The following is a 15,360-nucleotide window of genomic DNA, read 5'->3' as shown; positions in this document are numbered from 1 at the left end:
GGAAAGGACAGGAAGAGAATGGCGATCAACCAAGCGAAAATCATGGAAGGCCTCGAAGAGGCCGTGACGGGGCCGGACGAAGAATTCATCTACCGATTCCTGGACCTCTATGGCTTCCCGAAGGCAACGCTGACCCAACTGCGCAATGGGACCGGGAACCGCAATGTCGCAACGGAACCCGGTGCAGTGGCGCTCAAGAAGAAGGTCTACTTCCTCCCGGTGCCCCGGGGCGAGGACGTGCATGCCGCCCATGAGGCGCTGTTGCGCTCCGGGCGACTGGAACAGCACGGGATTCGGTTTACCCTGGTGACCGATTTCCAGTCGGTCGCGGGCTACGACCTTCATCTGGACGACTCGCTCGACGAGGCCTACACCAACCTGCATCGCAACTACGGATTCTATCTGCCACTGGCGGGCGTGGAGAGGGTGCGGATGCACACCGAGGCGGTGGCGGATGAAAAGGCCGCCGACCGCATGGGTCGGCTCTGCGATATGCTGCGCGACCGCAACCCGACCGAGACCGAAGAGGACATCCATCGCCTCAACGTATTCATGGCCCGGGTGCTGTTCTGCCTGTTCGCCGAAGACACCGGCATCTTCCGCCAGCACCAGTTCACCGAGACCTTCCTGAGCCACACCCAGGAGGATGCCTCGGACGCCCACGTTTTCCTCCGCGAGTTCTTCCGGGTCCTCAACCGGCCCCCGGAAGAACGCGGCGACGACGTGCCGGCGCACCTCGACGCCTTCCCCTATGTGAACGGCGGCCTGTTCCGCGAGGACCTGCCGGTGCCTGAAATGGGGGCCCGGGCCCGGCGCCTGATCCGGGACGCCGGTAAGCTCGACTGGTCCGCGATCAACCCCGACATCTTCGGTTCGATGTTCCAGGCGGTCATCGACCCGGCGCAGCGCGGGAGTCTCGGCCAGCACTACACCTCTGTCAGCAACATCATGAAGGTGCTGCGCCCGCTGTTCCTCGACGATCTGTACGCGGAACTGGCGAAGGCCAAGGGCAATCGCAAGCGGCTGAACCGGCTTCTGGAGCGGATCCACAGCCTCAAGGTATTCGACCCCGCCTGCGGATCCGGGGCTTTCCTGATCATCGCCTACAAGGAGCTGCGGCGCCTCGAAATGGCGATCTTCGAGGCCATGGATGGTCTGAACGGGAAAGGGGCCGGCGAGCCTCTGGTGCCGGACGTGCAGAGCGAGATGTTCGACCGTCCCGGGCAGCAGCCACTCATGCCCCAGCAGGGGCAGGGCGAAATCTTCATGTCCGGGATCCGCCTGGAGCAGTTCTACGGCATCGAGATCGACGACTTCGCCCATGAGATCGCGTTGCTGTCGCTCTGGCTGGCGGAACACCAGATGCATGCCGAGTTCGAGGCGAAGTTCGGGCACGCGGAACCGATGCTGCCTCTGAAGTCCAGCGGAAACATCGTGCTGGCGAATGCGCTACGCGTGAACTGGCGCAAGGTCTGCGATCCCTCGGATGCCGAGGTTGTGGTGATGGGGAATCCGCCGTTTCTGGGTGCGAATGGGCGTTCGGACAGCCAGAACGAAGACATGGCAAAGGTCTTCTCGGGGTTCCGGACCTACAAGTACCTGGACCTGGTGGCCTCCTGGTTCTGGAAGGCCGCGCAGTACCTCCAGGGCACCACGAACCACGCGGCGTTTGTTTCCACGAACTCGATCTGCCAGGGCATTCAGGTGGACATGCTTTGGCCGCCGATTCTGGATCTTGGTGTCGAGATCGAGTTTGCCTACCAGACCTTCCCGTGGAGCAATCAGGCCAAGGGGAATGCCGGCGTTCACGTCATCATCGTCGGACTGAGCGCGGACCCGGGACCCAAGCGGCTTTTTCAGCGCGTGGATGGCGAGTGGCGGGTGTCCGAAGCCCGGAACATCAGCCCGTACCTGGTGGAGGGCGGGGATACGGTCGTGCGTGGGCGGTCGAAGCCGTTTCGCAATGCGGCCCCGCTGGTTTATGGAAACAAACCGACCGACGGCGGCCACCTCCTTTTATCGCCTCCCGAAAAGGAAGAATTGGTGCGGAAGGAGCCGGAAGCCGCCCGCTGGATCCGGCGCCTGATGGGGGCCGAAGAGTTCCTGAATGGGAAGGAACGGTGGTGCCTTTGGCTCAAGGATGCAGCGAATGAGGAAATCAACGCGATGCCGCTGATTCGGGATCGGGTTGAGAAGGTTCGTGAAACGAGGCTTTCGAGTCCGGATCCGGGTGCTCGTGCTCTTGCGGATCGGCCCCATCAATTTCGGGACCTGAATTTCCCGGGTCAGTACATCATCGTTCCGCGCGTAACTTCGGAGCGCCGAGAATACGCGCCAGTCGGCTTCCTCGACAATTCAGTGATCGCGACCGATGCCGTCAATATCATCCCCGGCGCCACGTTCTACGAGTTCGGCATCCTCTCGTCACGCATGCACATGGACTGGCTGCGGCTGGTGGGTGGTCGTCTGAAGAGCGACTATCGTTACTCCGCCAAACTCGTCTACAACACCTTCCCATGGCCGGAACACACACCCGCCCAGCGCGCGGAGATCGAACGGCTGGCGGAGCAGGTCCTTCTGACCCGCGAGGAAACCTACGAACTGCCCCTCGCCGAGATGTACGATCCGGACAAGATGCCGGACGGCCTACGCCGGGCTCACCGGGAACTGGATGAAGCCGTCGAACGGCTTTTCCGGGATCGCCCGTTCCGCGACATGGCGGAGCGCGAGGAATACCTGCTCGCGCGGTATGCGGAGCTGGTCGAGGAAGAACAACGCAAAGGAGGCCGCTGATGCCCACTGATCTGATCCGCGTCGAGTACGGGCGTACCGGCAAGAGCGCGCACACCGACGAAATGGGCATGCGGGAGATGCAGGCCCGTGCCTTTGAGTCCCGGGAGCAGCAATACCTGCTGATCAAGGCACCGCCAGCCTCGGGCAAATCCCGGGCACTGATGTTCATCGGGCTCGACAAGCTGGTGAACCAGGGGGTCGACAAGGCCATCGTGGCGGTGCCGGAACGCTCCATCGGGGCCTCCTTCAAGAACACCGCGCTGTCCGAAAACGGGTTCTTTGCCGACTGGGAGGTTCGGCCGGACCATAACCTCTGCACGGCGGGATCGGATGCTGGAAAGGTGGATGCCTTTGCGCGATTCATCGAGTCCCGGCCGTCCGACCTGTCGGATCGAACCCTGGTCTGCACGCACGCCACCCTGCGGTTCGCCTACGACCGCGTAGGCCCGGAAGCCTTCAACGGCACCGTGGTCGCCATCGACGAGTTCCACCATGTCAGTGCCGACGAGGAAAACCGCCTCGGTGCCCTGATCGATGGCCTTATGCATCACTCCACGGCGCATGTCGTCGCCATGACGGGCAGCTACTTCCGGGGGGATACCGTCCCGATCCTCCAGCCGGATGACGAGGAACTGTTCGACAAGGTGACCTATACCTACTACGAGCAGTTGAACGGCTACGAGCACCTGAAATCCCTGGGGATCGGCTACCACTTCTACCAGGGGTGCTACCTCGATGCGGTCACGGAGGTCCTCGACACCGACCGCAAGACGCTGATCCACATCCCGAACGTCAATTCCGCGGAATCGACCACCGACAAGTACGGCGAGGTCGATGCCATCATCGATGCGATGGGCGACGTGGATCACCAGGATCCCGATACCGGCCTGCTGCATGTTCGCCGGCACAGTGATCGCCGCATGCTGAAGGTCGCGAATCTGGTCGAGGATGAACTGACGCACCGGACCCGGGTGATGGACTTCCTGCGCACCGTGTCCGATCGCGACGACGTGGACGTGATCATTGCCCTGGGCATGGCGAAGGAGGGGTTCGACTGGCCCTGGTGCGAGCATGTCCTGACGATCGGCTACCGCCGCTCGATGACCGAGGTGGTCCAGATCATCGGCCGCGCGACCCGGGACGCGCCCGGCAAGACCCATGCGCAGTTCACCAACCTGATTGCGCAACCGGACGCGGAAGACGACGACGTGAAGAACGCCGTCAACAACATGCTCAAGGCCATCACGGTTTCACTGCTTATGGAGCAGGTGATGGCTCCGACTTTCCGCTTCCGTCCCCGGGAGCGGGGCGACGCCGCGCTGGCGGAGCCCGGCACCATCCAGGTGGGCGAAGAGGGCGGCCCGCCGCCCAGCAAGCGGGTGCTGGATACGCTCAATGCATCCAGTGACGACATCATCGCCGAGCTGCACCAGCGTGAGGATGTGGCAACGGCCGCGGTGGACCCGGGTGTGGCGGACGAGTATGCCAGCCAGGTGGCGCTTCCCGCGATCATCCGGCAGCGGCACCCCGATCTCAGCGAGGACGAGGTTGAGCATGTCCGAACCGGTATCCAGACGCAGCTTGTCATCAACACCTCCGGCGGCCTGATCGATGAAGCCGACCTCCCGGAAGACGCGAAGATCGCGAAGCCGGACGAACCGTGCGAGGACGAACCGTGCGAGGACGAACCGGGCGAGGACGAACCGGGCGAGGACGAACCGGGCGAGGACGAACCGGGCTCCGTTACAACGACACCGACCGGCGCCGGATACGACGACGAAACCGTTTCGGATCCGCCGCCGTCGCGCGGAGAAAGCACGGGCAACCGCCAGTTCGTGAAGATGGGGGATCGGTTCATCAACATCGAGGACCTGAACATCAACATGATCGATGCCGTCAATCCTTTCCGGGGGGCGTTCGAAGTCCTGTCGAAATCGGTCACAGCCACGATGCTGAAGACGATCCAGGATGTCGTGCAGGCCCGCCGGATCCAGATGTCCGAGGAAGAAGCCGTGATCCTCTGGCCGAAGATCAAGGCCTTCAAGCAGCAGCACGGGCGCGAGCCTTCTCCGCACTCGCATGATCCGATGGAGGTGCGATTCGCCGAGGCCCTGTCCTACCTGCGCAACCGCAAACGGGAGCAGGCCACAGCCGGGAGTGCGTGATGCCACGCTATCGCTCGATCGACGAGGTGTTCGATGACCCGGAGGATCTGGATCTCCTCCAGGTTCGCCCGGCCTCGAAAAGCCCTTCGCCGGATGATCGTCTGGCGCAGGGGTTCGAGGCGATCAATGCGTTCGTGGATGAACACGGTGTCGAACCGACCCATGACGGGGATTTCCATGAACGTTCGCTGGCCCATCGGCTGGACGGGATCCGCCAGAGCCCGGAGAAACAATCCGCGCTGACGGAATGGGACCGGCATGGCCTCCTGACCGGGGCGGGCGATTCAACCGCGACCCCCGAACCTGAAACGCCAGCGCCATCGGACACCCCTGCTTCGCCGGAATCGGCCGACACAAGCCCGACCCCACCCCATGCGGATCCGGCCCCGTCGCCTGCGGAGTCCGATGTCCGCTCGATCGAAGACATCTGGGACGACGATGATCTGGGTTTGCTCGACCCCGGCGACGAATCGATCTTTGCCCCGGGCGATCGCAGCGCACGTCCGCGTGCGCCGGAGACCATCGCGCAGCGGCGCCCATGCGAGGATTTCTGGCGGTTTCGGCCGCTGTTTGATCGGATGCGCGCCCGTCTGGAATCCGGGCAAGCGGAGGCCCCGAGGTTCCAGTTCGAATCGAAGATCGAGGTGGGCGACTACTTCATCGTGTACGGGATGCTGTGCCTGGTGGACTCCGTGCTGGATACCCGAGAAGAGATCGAGGCGCGCAACCCGCGTCTGCGGGTGATCTTCGACAACGGGACCGAGACCGACATCCTGAAGCTGTCCCTGGGGCGCGCGCTCTATGGAGATGAAAACGGCCGCCGGATCGTGGATCCCGACCTGGAGGCGGATCGGATGTCCGGCCTGACCCACCATGACCGTCGCAGTGGAACGGTGTACATCCTGCGCTCGCGCAGCCGGCACCCGGCGCTTCGGGAGTACCGGGATCTGGTGAAGATCGGCTACACCGAAGGGTCAGTGGAAGATCGCATCCGCAATGCGGAGAACGATCCGGCCTTCCTCGAAGGACCCGTCGAGGTGTTCGAGTCGTTTGCCTGCTACAACCTGGATCCCCGGAAATTTGAAGGCCTGGTGCATGGCTTTCTTGCTGAACGCCGGCTTTCCATTCGCATGAAAAGCAAGTCAGGGAAAACGGTTCATCCCCGGGAATGGTTCGCGGTTTCCCCCGAGGATGCGGTTCGGGTGGCGGAGGCCATCGTGGACGGGACGATCGCGCAGTATCGGCTGGATTCTGTTTCCGGGCGTGTATTGGGACGCCAATCCTGAATTACGGTTACCCCTTCCTTTCTATGGGGCATTTTGTCACGCTGGTCTGAAGCGCGAAATCCGGCCGCTCATGTTCGCCGGGAAAGGGGAGAGACCATGAAAGGACTGATCATCGGGCTGCTGGGTGCAGTCCTGTTTCTGGGGGGCCGGCGCGGCACACAGTCAAATGAATTGCAGCACCGATTCTTTCGGGAATACGACGTATCGTGATAATAGCGGGAACACGCTAAGAGGCAGCACCGATTCCTTCGGCAACGAGACCTGGCGGGATAATCGTGGCAATACGATTCGCGGGAACACCGATTCTTTCGGGAACACCACTTACCGGGATAACCATGGCAACACGACTCGTTGCTCAACCGATTCCTTCGGTAACACCCGATGCCGATAGCGTAATTAACCAGGTTTGCATCCGAATCACCCGGGCCCGCCGTCGCGCGGGCCTCTTTGCTTCCCGCCCTCGTGTCGATTGCCTCTCCCACCGGCACCCTCGAGGGCAGGGCGGCGCATTCGCCCCCCCCATGACGTGATTTTTTCGATCGTTTCCGGCAGCATAGGCGATGGACATCGTTCGTACCGGTGTCCGATGCGGACGGAACCGCCCGGCAGAATGCCCCTCGCGGGCGTGGCCGGGCCCGCAAACGCCGGTCACGCCGGATCGACTGCAAGGAGGCCTCATGCTGAACGCTGTGCCGTGCTCCCGGATCACCCCCGATCCTCGTGCCTCCCTTGCGCCACCCCTCACTGACGACTTCCCTCGAGCCTCAATGCCCGGGCCACCTGCGCGTGCCCGGATGGCGGTGCCGTTCGAACGGAACGGGGAGGGTGGCCCGTCGCGTGACCGCTGACGACTCTGAAGCCACTACCACCGGAAGGAATTGATCATGGCCGATTACATGCTCCACGTTCACAGCACCCGCGAACACTTCACCATCGCCCACTGCCAGACGCAGGGGCGTCGCTTCATCCTGAACCGTGTGACCCCCGGTAGCGGACCCATGCCGGACTGCCAGGACCTGGAAGGCCAGACGTTCAAGGACCTCGAATCGATCGAGCGGACCGTAACGGCCCGGATGCGTGATGAAGGCCGGGAGGCGACGCCCAGCACGACCCTTTCCCGCGTGATGCTCGCCCGCGAGATCGGCGAACGCTGGCTGCGCAAAGCAGCGGACGCCATCCACCGGATCCCCGGTGGCCCAACGGCCGAGGACGTGCCCGATGAACAGGTGGCGCCGCAGTCCGACGGTTCGCTGCTGATCTGGGTGGATCTGCCGTCCGAGACCGTGGATCTCCGTGTACCTCCGGAATCCTGGGCCTGGCGGGGCCACTGATCCGCGATCCGACCGGCACCCGCCACGCGATCCTGGCGGGTGCCGGCTATTCGGTTGTTCCGCGGCCGCTCGATCTCCGGCTGCTCGCCCTCGTCACCTGCGTTTGCACAGCCATGTACGCATTCCAGGCATCGGCCGGCCGTGCGCTTCCGGCTCGATCCATCCAGTGCCGGCGCTCCGCCCGCGTCAGGCTATTCCACCAGGCCATGCCTTCCAGGGCATCCCGGGGCGTCGGTTTCGATGCATTGCGCGATTCGTCGTCCATCGAGCTTCCTCTGTTTCACCGGAACGCTGAGTGCCCCTTGGCTGGCGGGGCGGGGCAACCGAGGCCGAATCTCGCCCCCCTTAAAAATAGACAGTCCACCGGTTTTCGGTAGGGTGGCACTGAATCCAACGGAACCGGCGCGAAGCCGGAAGGAGAAAAAACCACCATGAATCGCATGATCGATTATTTCCGGGAACTGGAGCGTTTCCATGACCGCGTGGCCGAAGCCCTCGAATCCGGACAAATCGAGGACCCCGAAATCGACATGGGCCCCGACGCGAAGATGACCCTCTCGGCGCATCTGGAGCGTTGTGAGGCCGCCCGGCCGGCACAGCCCGTTCCGTACGACCTCGACACCGAACTGATGGCGGTGATTAGCACCGGGCATCTTCCGTATCGCGAAGCTCAGTCGGTTACTCAGGGTCTGAAAGACGGGCCGCTGATTGGCATGGAGCGGGAGGAGGGCTTCCTGATCCTCGCCGACCCCCTCCATTCCGACGATAAGCATGCCTTCCCTCAGTTGGACTCGATCCTCGATTGCTTCCACAAGCGGGGGTTCGAGTGGGTTCTGTTCGATCGGGACGGGGCGAAAGTGGAGGCGTTCCCAGTCTTTGACTGGTGATGTGCGTCGACGCGCTTCGGCTGGTTCGGCCCACCAGCCGGAGGCGTCTGAAGAAATGGACAGGGTGGGACACTTATCCTACCTTGGAACCATCAAACACCACCCACTGAAACCGCCGGGCCAAAGCCACTGCCACGGCGCACCAGAAGGAGAGACCGCTATGAGCTACGAAGTCCGAGGGACCCTCCACAATACGCGCGAAGAAGCACTGTCGGCACTGGTCGGTGCCTACGTTTATCCGGATATCGCGCCGGATCGTGATGAGGCGCTGGAGGCGCTGGATACCCCCGGCGATACGGCCGACGAGCTGATCGCGGACTGGGGTGGCGACCTGGGGCCGGGCGAAACGCCCGCAACCGCCATCGAGATCGCCGACCATATCCGGGGCTATCGCTACGCCATTCTCAAGGCGGTCGGGTGCCCGCTGTTCCAGTATCGAGAGGATTCGGGGCATACCGAGGATCTGGAGGCGACCGATCTCGCGTCCGCCATCGACGAGGCCCGCGAGCTTCTTCGCGATGGTGATTGGCCGACTGGGGGCAAGACGACTTACGTTTCTGCGGCTGTGATTGACCCGTATGGCGGTGCGCATGGCGTCGAGGTCGCGATCCACCCTGAAGAACCGGAATGCACCGAGTCGGAACACGACTGGCAGAGCCCGCACGACCTTCTGGGTGGGCTTGAGGAAAATCCCGGCGTCTGGGGCAAGGGAGGCGGCGTGGTGGTCACCGAGGTCTGCCGTCACTGCGGCGCTTATCGGATCACCGATACCTGGGATCAGAGCCAGGGGCCGGAACCGGTCGAGACGATCCAGTATCGTGAGGCCGACGATGCCTCGACCGCGTGGGTGCGGGCCAACCAGGCGCCGTCCGTGCTGCGGTCGTTGATCGAGGACAAGGGGCACGACCGGGTCCTGTCCGCGCTCCGGGACTTCGAGGACGATCCGGATGCCTGGATCGATGAAGACGACATGGACATCAAGGTCGAAGGTGAATGGCTCAGGGGGGAGCGTTTCGCGGATCTCGTGGATCGCCTCGACGACGATCTGCGTTGGCCTTACTGAATCTGCACGAGGACTCGGCAATGGCAAATACCAAATCGAACGCCTCGGTCATGGAAATCGACAGCGAAGGCGGGCTTTCCCGCCAGGTAACTTTCTTTTGCGGGCTCCAGCCGCGTGAGTTCACGGTGGATGCCCTTCGAGCCGATTTCTCGTTTCGTTTCGAGCTCGAGCCTTCGTTTGGCACCCCGGGCACACTCGACGCCAGGATCCGTGTCTTGGTACGACGGGATGGGATGTACTCAGGATCCTTTCATGCCCGCGCCGGAGACCTGGTGGTCGTCGAGACCTCGGCGACTCAGGGTGAGGCCGCCCGGCCTGGCTTTTATCGAATAACCGCGGATGCCACCTTCGAGCCGGCACCGCCGGAGGATCTGGAGGTAGCCCGGCAGAAGGCCGCCAAAGCCCTGAAAACGGCGGATGCACCGGGCCTCCTGCGGGCCGCCCATGCGCTGCATGGGTCGCTGGAGTCCGTTACCGATGCGATGAGCTACCGCCAGTCGCTTCACCCGGAATCCGGATCCGAAGGCCAGAATTCGACGGGGTAGGATACGGGTGCTACCTTAATACTACCGGCACAAACGATGTCGGCTTCACTGAAATCGCCGGGCTCACCGCCACGGCGCACCGGAAGAAGGAGATCGAAAAATGCAGAACGATACCCGACTCGAAACCCCCTTTGACCGCCATGCCCCGGTCATCGGAAAACGGCTGTTCCGCCTGGCGCTGGAATGGAGCCGGACCCCGGAACTTCCGGGGACGCAGAAAGAACGCGAAGACCGGATCCAGTCGATCCGTTCGCGCAAGCAGGTCATCCATGGCTCGCGATCGAAGAAGGCGGCGCGCGAAGCGGTCGAAGCCGCGGCGATGGATATCGAGCGTGAACGCCGCGAGCGAAATAAGCGTCGTGCGGAAATGGCGATCGGTGTGTGCCGGATTGATCCTTACTGGTTGAAGCGGAAACAACCTCGGGAAGGTCGCCGAATGCTGGCCAAGCCCCCTCGCGGCCGGGATGCTGTCACTCTCCCGCAAGGCGACCTGGAAACGCGACTGCATGAACGGGTCGAAGCCTCGGTCCTGAAAGAACTGTATGACGGCTATCGTGTGAACGGCGCCGGCGTGGACACGGTTCATCTGACCCGGGATCCGGCGCAGGTCGGTGTCCGTCAGTCCGAGGAACTGGACTTGAAGTATTACAAGCGGGTCCAGTACCCGAAGAAGGTCACGCATACCCGGATTACCGTGCCTCGGGACTGGCGGGTGCGTGTTGGGGGAGCCGGTCTGTCTCAGGTGGGCGGAATGCTGACGCTGGACGCCCAGCGCCTCGAAGGCGCCCCGGATCGCATCACCGTTTACGCCGCGGTCTGGCTGCATCAAGGCCGGGGATACGATCTCGGCCATCGGCGTGGGTACATTGCCGTCGGCCTCGGCGACAACTATCACGCGGATACCGTGGACAAGGCGATGGCGGGCCTTCGGCGCAAGATTGGTCTGAAGAAGGCCGATGCTGATCTCGCGAATGCGCTGGAGCATCACGGCATCGAGGGCATCGTACAGAACCACCCCGATATCACCGTGACCGTTCAGGACGCGCGTAACACCGGCTCTTGCGAGTACGGCATTCAGTCCTGGTGCCACCGGACAGGCCTGCCGTACGAGAAAGGGGAGGCGCCGCTGGCGGACGTCTATCAGGCATACCAGAAAGCTCCGCTCCCCGAGGCAAGGGCGGCGATCCTGCGGGCTCTGCGTCGACAGAAGAAGGCCGTCCTGAAAACGGTCGCCTGACCGTGTTCGGCCCCGGTACTGGCCGGGGCCGACCCAAGGGGTATTCCTGATGGGGCGATAGACCGAATCACTGCGGCGCCCTGAAGGGCGCCCATCTGGACGAATCCGACTATCGCCGGCACCTGGAGCGAAAGTATCTCGGCCGCGATAGCCAAGACCATGCGAGGGAAAAGATGAAGCGGAGTATTTACTGTTCCGAGCCGATCGAGAAGCTGCTGTCTCAATACGACCCGGGTGACGATGGGGAGCCCATGCGCTCCACCAGCGGCGCCATCAATACGGCCGTTGATCGCTACCTGGAGGTGGTGCGCCGTTCGATGCCTACCTTCCAACTGAACGAGTGGGGCCTGATCTTCGAGTCGCTCAATGGCGTCTGGATGCAGGAGGGCGCCGGGATGATCGAGGGGTCACTGAAGCTGGGCATCAGCGACAGCATCAGCCTGGATCGTCTCGACCAGAAATGGGAAATTGACGGGGATGCGCTTCTGGCGAAGCTTCAGGCGCTCACGTACTGTCAGCAGGTGGCGATTATCGACGCGGCCGAACGGTTCTGGGCGCAGCCCAATCGGGGCAGCACGCTCCGCGAGGAAATTGCCCTGGTCGTAGAGGAACGCTGTATTGAGGATTGATTGACCCGAAGGGTGAAGCCGGCGGCTCAACTGAGCCGCCGGTGTGTGAAAATTCACACGGTTAATCACTGCCTGTACATGGCCGTTCTTTCGCTTTCATGCCGCCCCTCCAGAAGATCCGGAACACGCCAGTTCCAACCACTACCCTATCGGGCAGTTCTTCCACCACTATGCGACGGTCCTCAACCAGCGCGGGCTTGAAGACATTTCAACCACTACCCCGAAGGGTAGTTCTTCGACCTTGGTTCGGCGGCCTCACCCGGTTTCCGATTTCCGTCTTCCAACCACCACCCCAAAGGGCAGTTCTTACACCCAGGATCTGTCCACGCTGCGCCGGCTGACCGGGCTCGCCCTACAACCACTACCCCGCAGGGCAGTTCTTCCACCACGGTGAGCCGTGCTACGGAATACCGGGCCGCGAACGACCTTACAACCACTGCCCCGTAGGGCAGTTCTTCCACCATTCGCGCTCGGGTTTCGGCGCGCGCGCGGCAACGTCGCTTACAACCACTGTCCCGTAGGGCAGTTCTTCCACCGAGTGGTTCCAACCACTGCCCTGCCGGGCAGTTCTTCCACCGTGGAAATCCCTTGACCGATTGGCTCGGTGGCTCCGCGTTCCAACCACTACCCCTTGGGGCAGTTCTTCCACCACGAGGCGGTGGACGACGCGCCCCGGCGCGGGTTCTGGTTCCAACCACTACCCCTTGGGGCAGTTCTTCCACCACCTATCGATTACGAATCGATCCAGCGGCATCCTAGTTCCAACCACTACCCCTTGGGGCAGTTCTTCCACCGCCATTTGAGGCTGACGCCTACAAAATGGCACCACACGTTCCAACCACTACCCCTTGGGGTAGTTCTTCCACCGGGGGATACCACGCGACGACGAGATCCGATTCTTGGTGGTTCCAACCACTACCCCTTGGGGCAGTTCTTCCACCTCGGCTGGTTTATCTATCTGGATTTCCAACTCGAAGATCGTTCCAACCACTGCCCTGCCGGGCAGTTCTTCCACCTACCAAAAAGGCGCGCTGAGCCGTCACAGCCATCGCCGTTCCAACCACTGCCCCGCCGGGCAGTTCTTCCACCCAGGGATATATCCCCAGAGCATATCGAATCGGATGAAGTTCCAACCATTGCCCCGCAGGACAGTTCTTCCACCAGACTTCGTTGCACCCCGCCACCAATGCGGCTCTCGAGCCCCATTTGCGAGCGGTCCGCCTTCGCGGCCTTCACTGATGCCCCGGCGGAACTCGCAACCTGCCACACACCGCATCCCTGCGCCAACGAGCACTCCCGGCACCGAAAGCGCCAGAGCGGTGCTCGCGTGGCAGCGGCAACATCAGAGCCGGTCCGTACTGGGAATCCAGACGGGATGCACCCGATCCTGGCGCCATTATGGGCGGTTCCATTTCTCCAGATTGTCCAAGATCGACGCTGCGTGTATCAGCGTTGGATTGCCACAGCCCCGAAGGGCTATTCTTCCACCATTGAATTGCCGGGGCCACCAACCACTACCCCTTGGGGCAGTTCTTCCACCGCGATATCTCGGCAAAACCCCGCACCATCTCTATGACGTTCCAACCACTACCCCAAAAGGCAGTTCTTCCACCCTCGGCTTCACGGGGTCCATCGAGGTCTACCCCTCGCAGTTCCAACCACTGCCCCGCAGGACAGTTCTTCCACCTCTGGCACGACGACACTGACACGATCGCATCCATGCGTTTCCAACCACTGCCCTGCCGGGCAGTTCTTCCACCCTCACCGCCGAGTTCCTGGCGCGGGAGATCCGCAGGTTCCAACCACTACCCCAAAAGGTAGTTCTTCCACCTGGGCGAGGGGACACGGCAGACCGGCCGGGGGCGGCGTTCCAACCACTACCCCAAAAGGTAGTTCTTCCACCACGCAATGAACGCGCAGCGCTTCGGCTTGCTTATCGTTCCAACCACTACCCCGCAGGGCAGTTCTTCCACCGCAACGACCACAGTGACCGGCAGCTATCGCTCATTCGTTTCCAACCACTACCCCGCAGGGCAGTTCTTCCACCGCGAAACAGATGCTGGATACCGTGCAGGCGCTGCATTTCCAACCACTACCCCGAAGGGCAGTTCTTCCACCCGCACGAGGTGTCCAGGGATCCGGGGGCGGTACACCTCTTTCCAACCACTACCCCGAAGGGCAGTTCTTCCACCGGACTTCGCTGCACCCCGCCACCAATGCGGCTCTCGAGCCCCATTTGCGAGCGGTCCACCTTCTCGGCCTGAACCGATGCCCCGACGGTGTTCGCAATCTGCCACACACCGCATCCCTGCGCCAACGAGCACTCCCCGGCACGGGGAGCGCCAGAGCGGTGCTCGCGTGGCATCGGCAACATCAGAGCCGGTCCGTACTGGGGACCCAAACGGGATGCACCCGATCCTGGCGCCATTATGGGCGGTTCCGTTTCTCCAGATTGTCCAAGATCGACGCTGAATGGATCAGCGTTGGGTTACCACAGCCGGAAAGCTGTTCTTGCGCCGTTGCCCCCACAGCAAAGCCGAAGAGCTGTCATTGATTTCCAACCACTGCCCCGCAGGGGCAGTTCTTCCACCGAGTGGTTCCAACCACTTCCCAGTAGAGCAGTTCTTCGTTCCAACCACTGCCCCGCAGGACAGTTCTTCCACCCTCGAAACCTCCGAGTACCTCTCGTCTGAGATCCTCCGTTCCAACCACTGCCCCGCAGGACAGTTCTTCCACCCTCCTTGTCTTCATCCATAAACGACTGAGACGGTTCGTTCCAACCACTGCCCCGCAGGACAGTTCTTCCACCGGCTGTATCGCCGCGAGGTACGCATTGTTGGCGGGCCGTTCCAACCACTGCCCCGCAGGACAGTTCTTCCACCAGACTTCGTTGCACCCCGCCACCAATTCGGCTCTCGAGCCCCATTTGCGAGCGGTCCACCTTCTCGGCCTGAACCGATGCCCCGACGGTATTCGCAATCTGCCACACACCGCATCCCTGCGCCAACGAGCACTCCCCGGCACGGGGAGCGCCAGAGCGGTGCTCGCGTGGCAGCGGCGACATCAGAGCCGGTCCGTACTGGGAATCCAGACGGGATGCACCCGATCCTGGTGCCAGTAGGGCGGCTGTTTCTCTCAAATTGTCCAAGATCGACGCTGCGTGTATCAGCGTTGGATTGCCACAGCCCCGAAGGGCTGTTCTTTCACCTTTATGCGCGTTCACCTACCTAGCAGGTAGCTCAGCCTCTAACCACTACCCCGGAGGGCAGTTCTTCGACCTCGGTTCGGCGGCCCCAACCGGTTTCCGATTTCCGTCTTCCAACCACCACCCCCAAAGGGCAGTTCTTACACCCAGGATCTGTCCACGCTGCGCCGGCTGACCGGGCTCGCCCTACAACCACTACCCCGCAGGGCAGTTCTTCCA

Annotated in this window: 9 protein-coding genes and 2 CRISPR repeat arrays; all 9 genes read left to right on the top strand. The window is 62.4% G+C overall.

What is annotated here, in order from left to right; all coding sequences use genetic code 11:
* The first annotated feature begins 18 nt into the window (after positions 1–18).
* Complete coding sequence (locus F787_RS0114405) at positions 19–2,793, top strand: DNA methyltransferase (protein WP_028492639.1); 2,775 nt, start codon at positions 19–21, stop codon at positions 2,791–2,793.
* The gene (locus tag F787_RS0114400) at positions 2,793–4,958 is read left to right on the top strand and encodes a DEAD/DEAH box helicase (protein ID WP_028492638.1); all 2,166 of its coding nucleotides are present in this window, start codon (positions 2,793–2,795) and stop codon (positions 4,956–4,958) included. The genes F787_RS0114405 and F787_RS0114400 overlap by 1 nt, the downstream gene beginning before the upstream one ends.
* Positions 4,958–6,244, top strand: coding sequence for a GIY-YIG nuclease family protein (locus F787_RS0114395; protein ID WP_042806051.1), 1,287 nt, complete (start codon positions 4,958–4,960; stop codon positions 6,242–6,244). The genes F787_RS0114400 and F787_RS0114395 overlap by 1 nt, the downstream gene beginning before the upstream one ends.
* An 884-nt stretch (positions 6,245–7,128) precedes the next feature.
* Positions 7,129–7,575: a hypothetical protein gene (locus tag F787_RS0114390; RefSeq protein ID WP_028492636.1), complete on the top strand. Its 447-nt coding sequence runs from the start codon at positions 7,129–7,131 to the stop codon at positions 7,573–7,575.
* A 431-nt stretch (positions 7,576–8,006) separates the two neighbouring features.
* A complete protein-coding gene (locus tag F787_RS0114385; protein WP_028492635.1) occupies positions 8,007–8,462 on the top strand; it encodes a hypothetical protein in 456 nt (151 codons plus the stop codon).
* A gap of 160 nt (positions 8,463–8,622) precedes the next feature.
* Positions 8,623–9,525 (top strand): hypothetical protein, encoded by a 903-nt coding sequence (locus F787_RS16205; RefSeq protein WP_051246191.1) that lies wholly within the window; start codon positions 8,623–8,625, stop codon positions 9,523–9,525.
* A gap of 20 nt (positions 9,526–9,545) precedes the next feature.
* The gene (locus tag F787_RS0114375; RefSeq protein ID WP_028492634.1) at positions 9,546–10,070 is read left to right on the top strand and encodes a hypothetical protein; all 525 of its coding nucleotides are present in this window, start codon (positions 9,546–9,548) and stop codon (positions 10,068–10,070) included.
* Positions 10,071–10,170: 100 nt separating this feature from the next.
* Positions 10,171–11,307, top strand: coding sequence for a hypothetical protein (locus F787_RS0114370; protein WP_028492633.1), 1,137 nt, complete (start codon positions 10,171–10,173; stop codon positions 11,305–11,307).
* Positions 11,308–11,480: 173 nt separating this feature from the next.
* Positions 11,481–11,936: a hypothetical protein gene (locus F787_RS0114365; RefSeq protein ID WP_028492632.1), complete on the top strand. Its 456-nt coding sequence runs from the start codon at positions 11,481–11,483 to the stop codon at positions 11,934–11,936.
* 541 nt (positions 11,937–12,477) lie between these two features.
* Positions 12,478–13,098: direct repeats of the CRISPR family, unit length 36 nt; unit sequence GTTCCAACCACTACCCCTTGGGGCAGTTCTTCCACC.
* A 1,392-nt stretch (positions 13,099–14,490) separates the two neighbouring features.
* A CRISPR array of direct repeats spans positions 14,491–14,818; the repeat unit is 37 nt; unit sequence CGTTCCAACCACTGCCCCGCAGGACAGTTCTTCCACC.
* Positions 14,819–15,360: the final 542 nt, after the last annotated feature.

Origin of the sequence: Thioalkalivibrio sp. ALE19 (genome assembly GCF_000428605.1) — a bacterium.
Classification (GTDB): Bacteria; Pseudomonadota; Gammaproteobacteria; order Ectothiorhodospirales; family Ectothiorhodospiraceae; genus Thioalkalivibrio.
Note: the sequence above shows the minus strand (reverse complement) of the source record. Positions and strands in the feature narration are given on the sequence as shown.

Bases quoted from the DNA above. Each gene is read 5' to 3' on its own strand.
- F787_RS0114385 (WP_028492635.1), top strand. From the start codon at position 8,007: ATGAATCGCATGATCGATTATTTCCGGGAACTGGAGCGTTTCCATGAC.
- F787_RS16205 (WP_051246191.1), top strand. From the start codon at position 8,623: ATGAGCTACGAAGTCCGAGGGACCCTCCACAATACGCGCGAAGAAGCA.
- F787_RS0114400 (WP_028492638.1), top strand. From the start codon at position 2,793: ATGCCCACTGATCTGATCCGCGTCGAGTACGGGCGTACCGGCAAGAGC.
- F787_RS0114405 (WP_028492639.1), top strand. From the start codon at position 19: ATGGCGATCAACCAAGCGAAAATCATGGAAGGCCTCGAAGAGGCCGTG.
- F787_RS0114365 (WP_028492632.1), top strand. From the start codon at position 11,481: ATGAAGCGGAGTATTTACTGTTCCGAGCCGATCGAGAAGCTGCTGTCT.
- F787_RS0114375 (WP_028492634.1), top strand. From the start codon at position 9,546: ATGGCAAATACCAAATCGAACGCCTCGGTCATGGAAATCGACAGCGAA.
- F787_RS0114395 (WP_042806051.1), top strand. From the start codon at position 4,958: ATGCCACGCTATCGCTCGATCGACGAGGTGTTCGATGACCCGGAGGAT.
- F787_RS0114390 (WP_028492636.1), top strand. From the start codon at position 7,129: ATGGCCGATTACATGCTCCACGTTCACAGCACCCGCGAACACTTCACC.
- F787_RS0114370 (WP_028492633.1), top strand. From the start codon at position 10,171: ATGCAGAACGATACCCGACTCGAAACCCCCTTTGACCGCCATGCCCCG.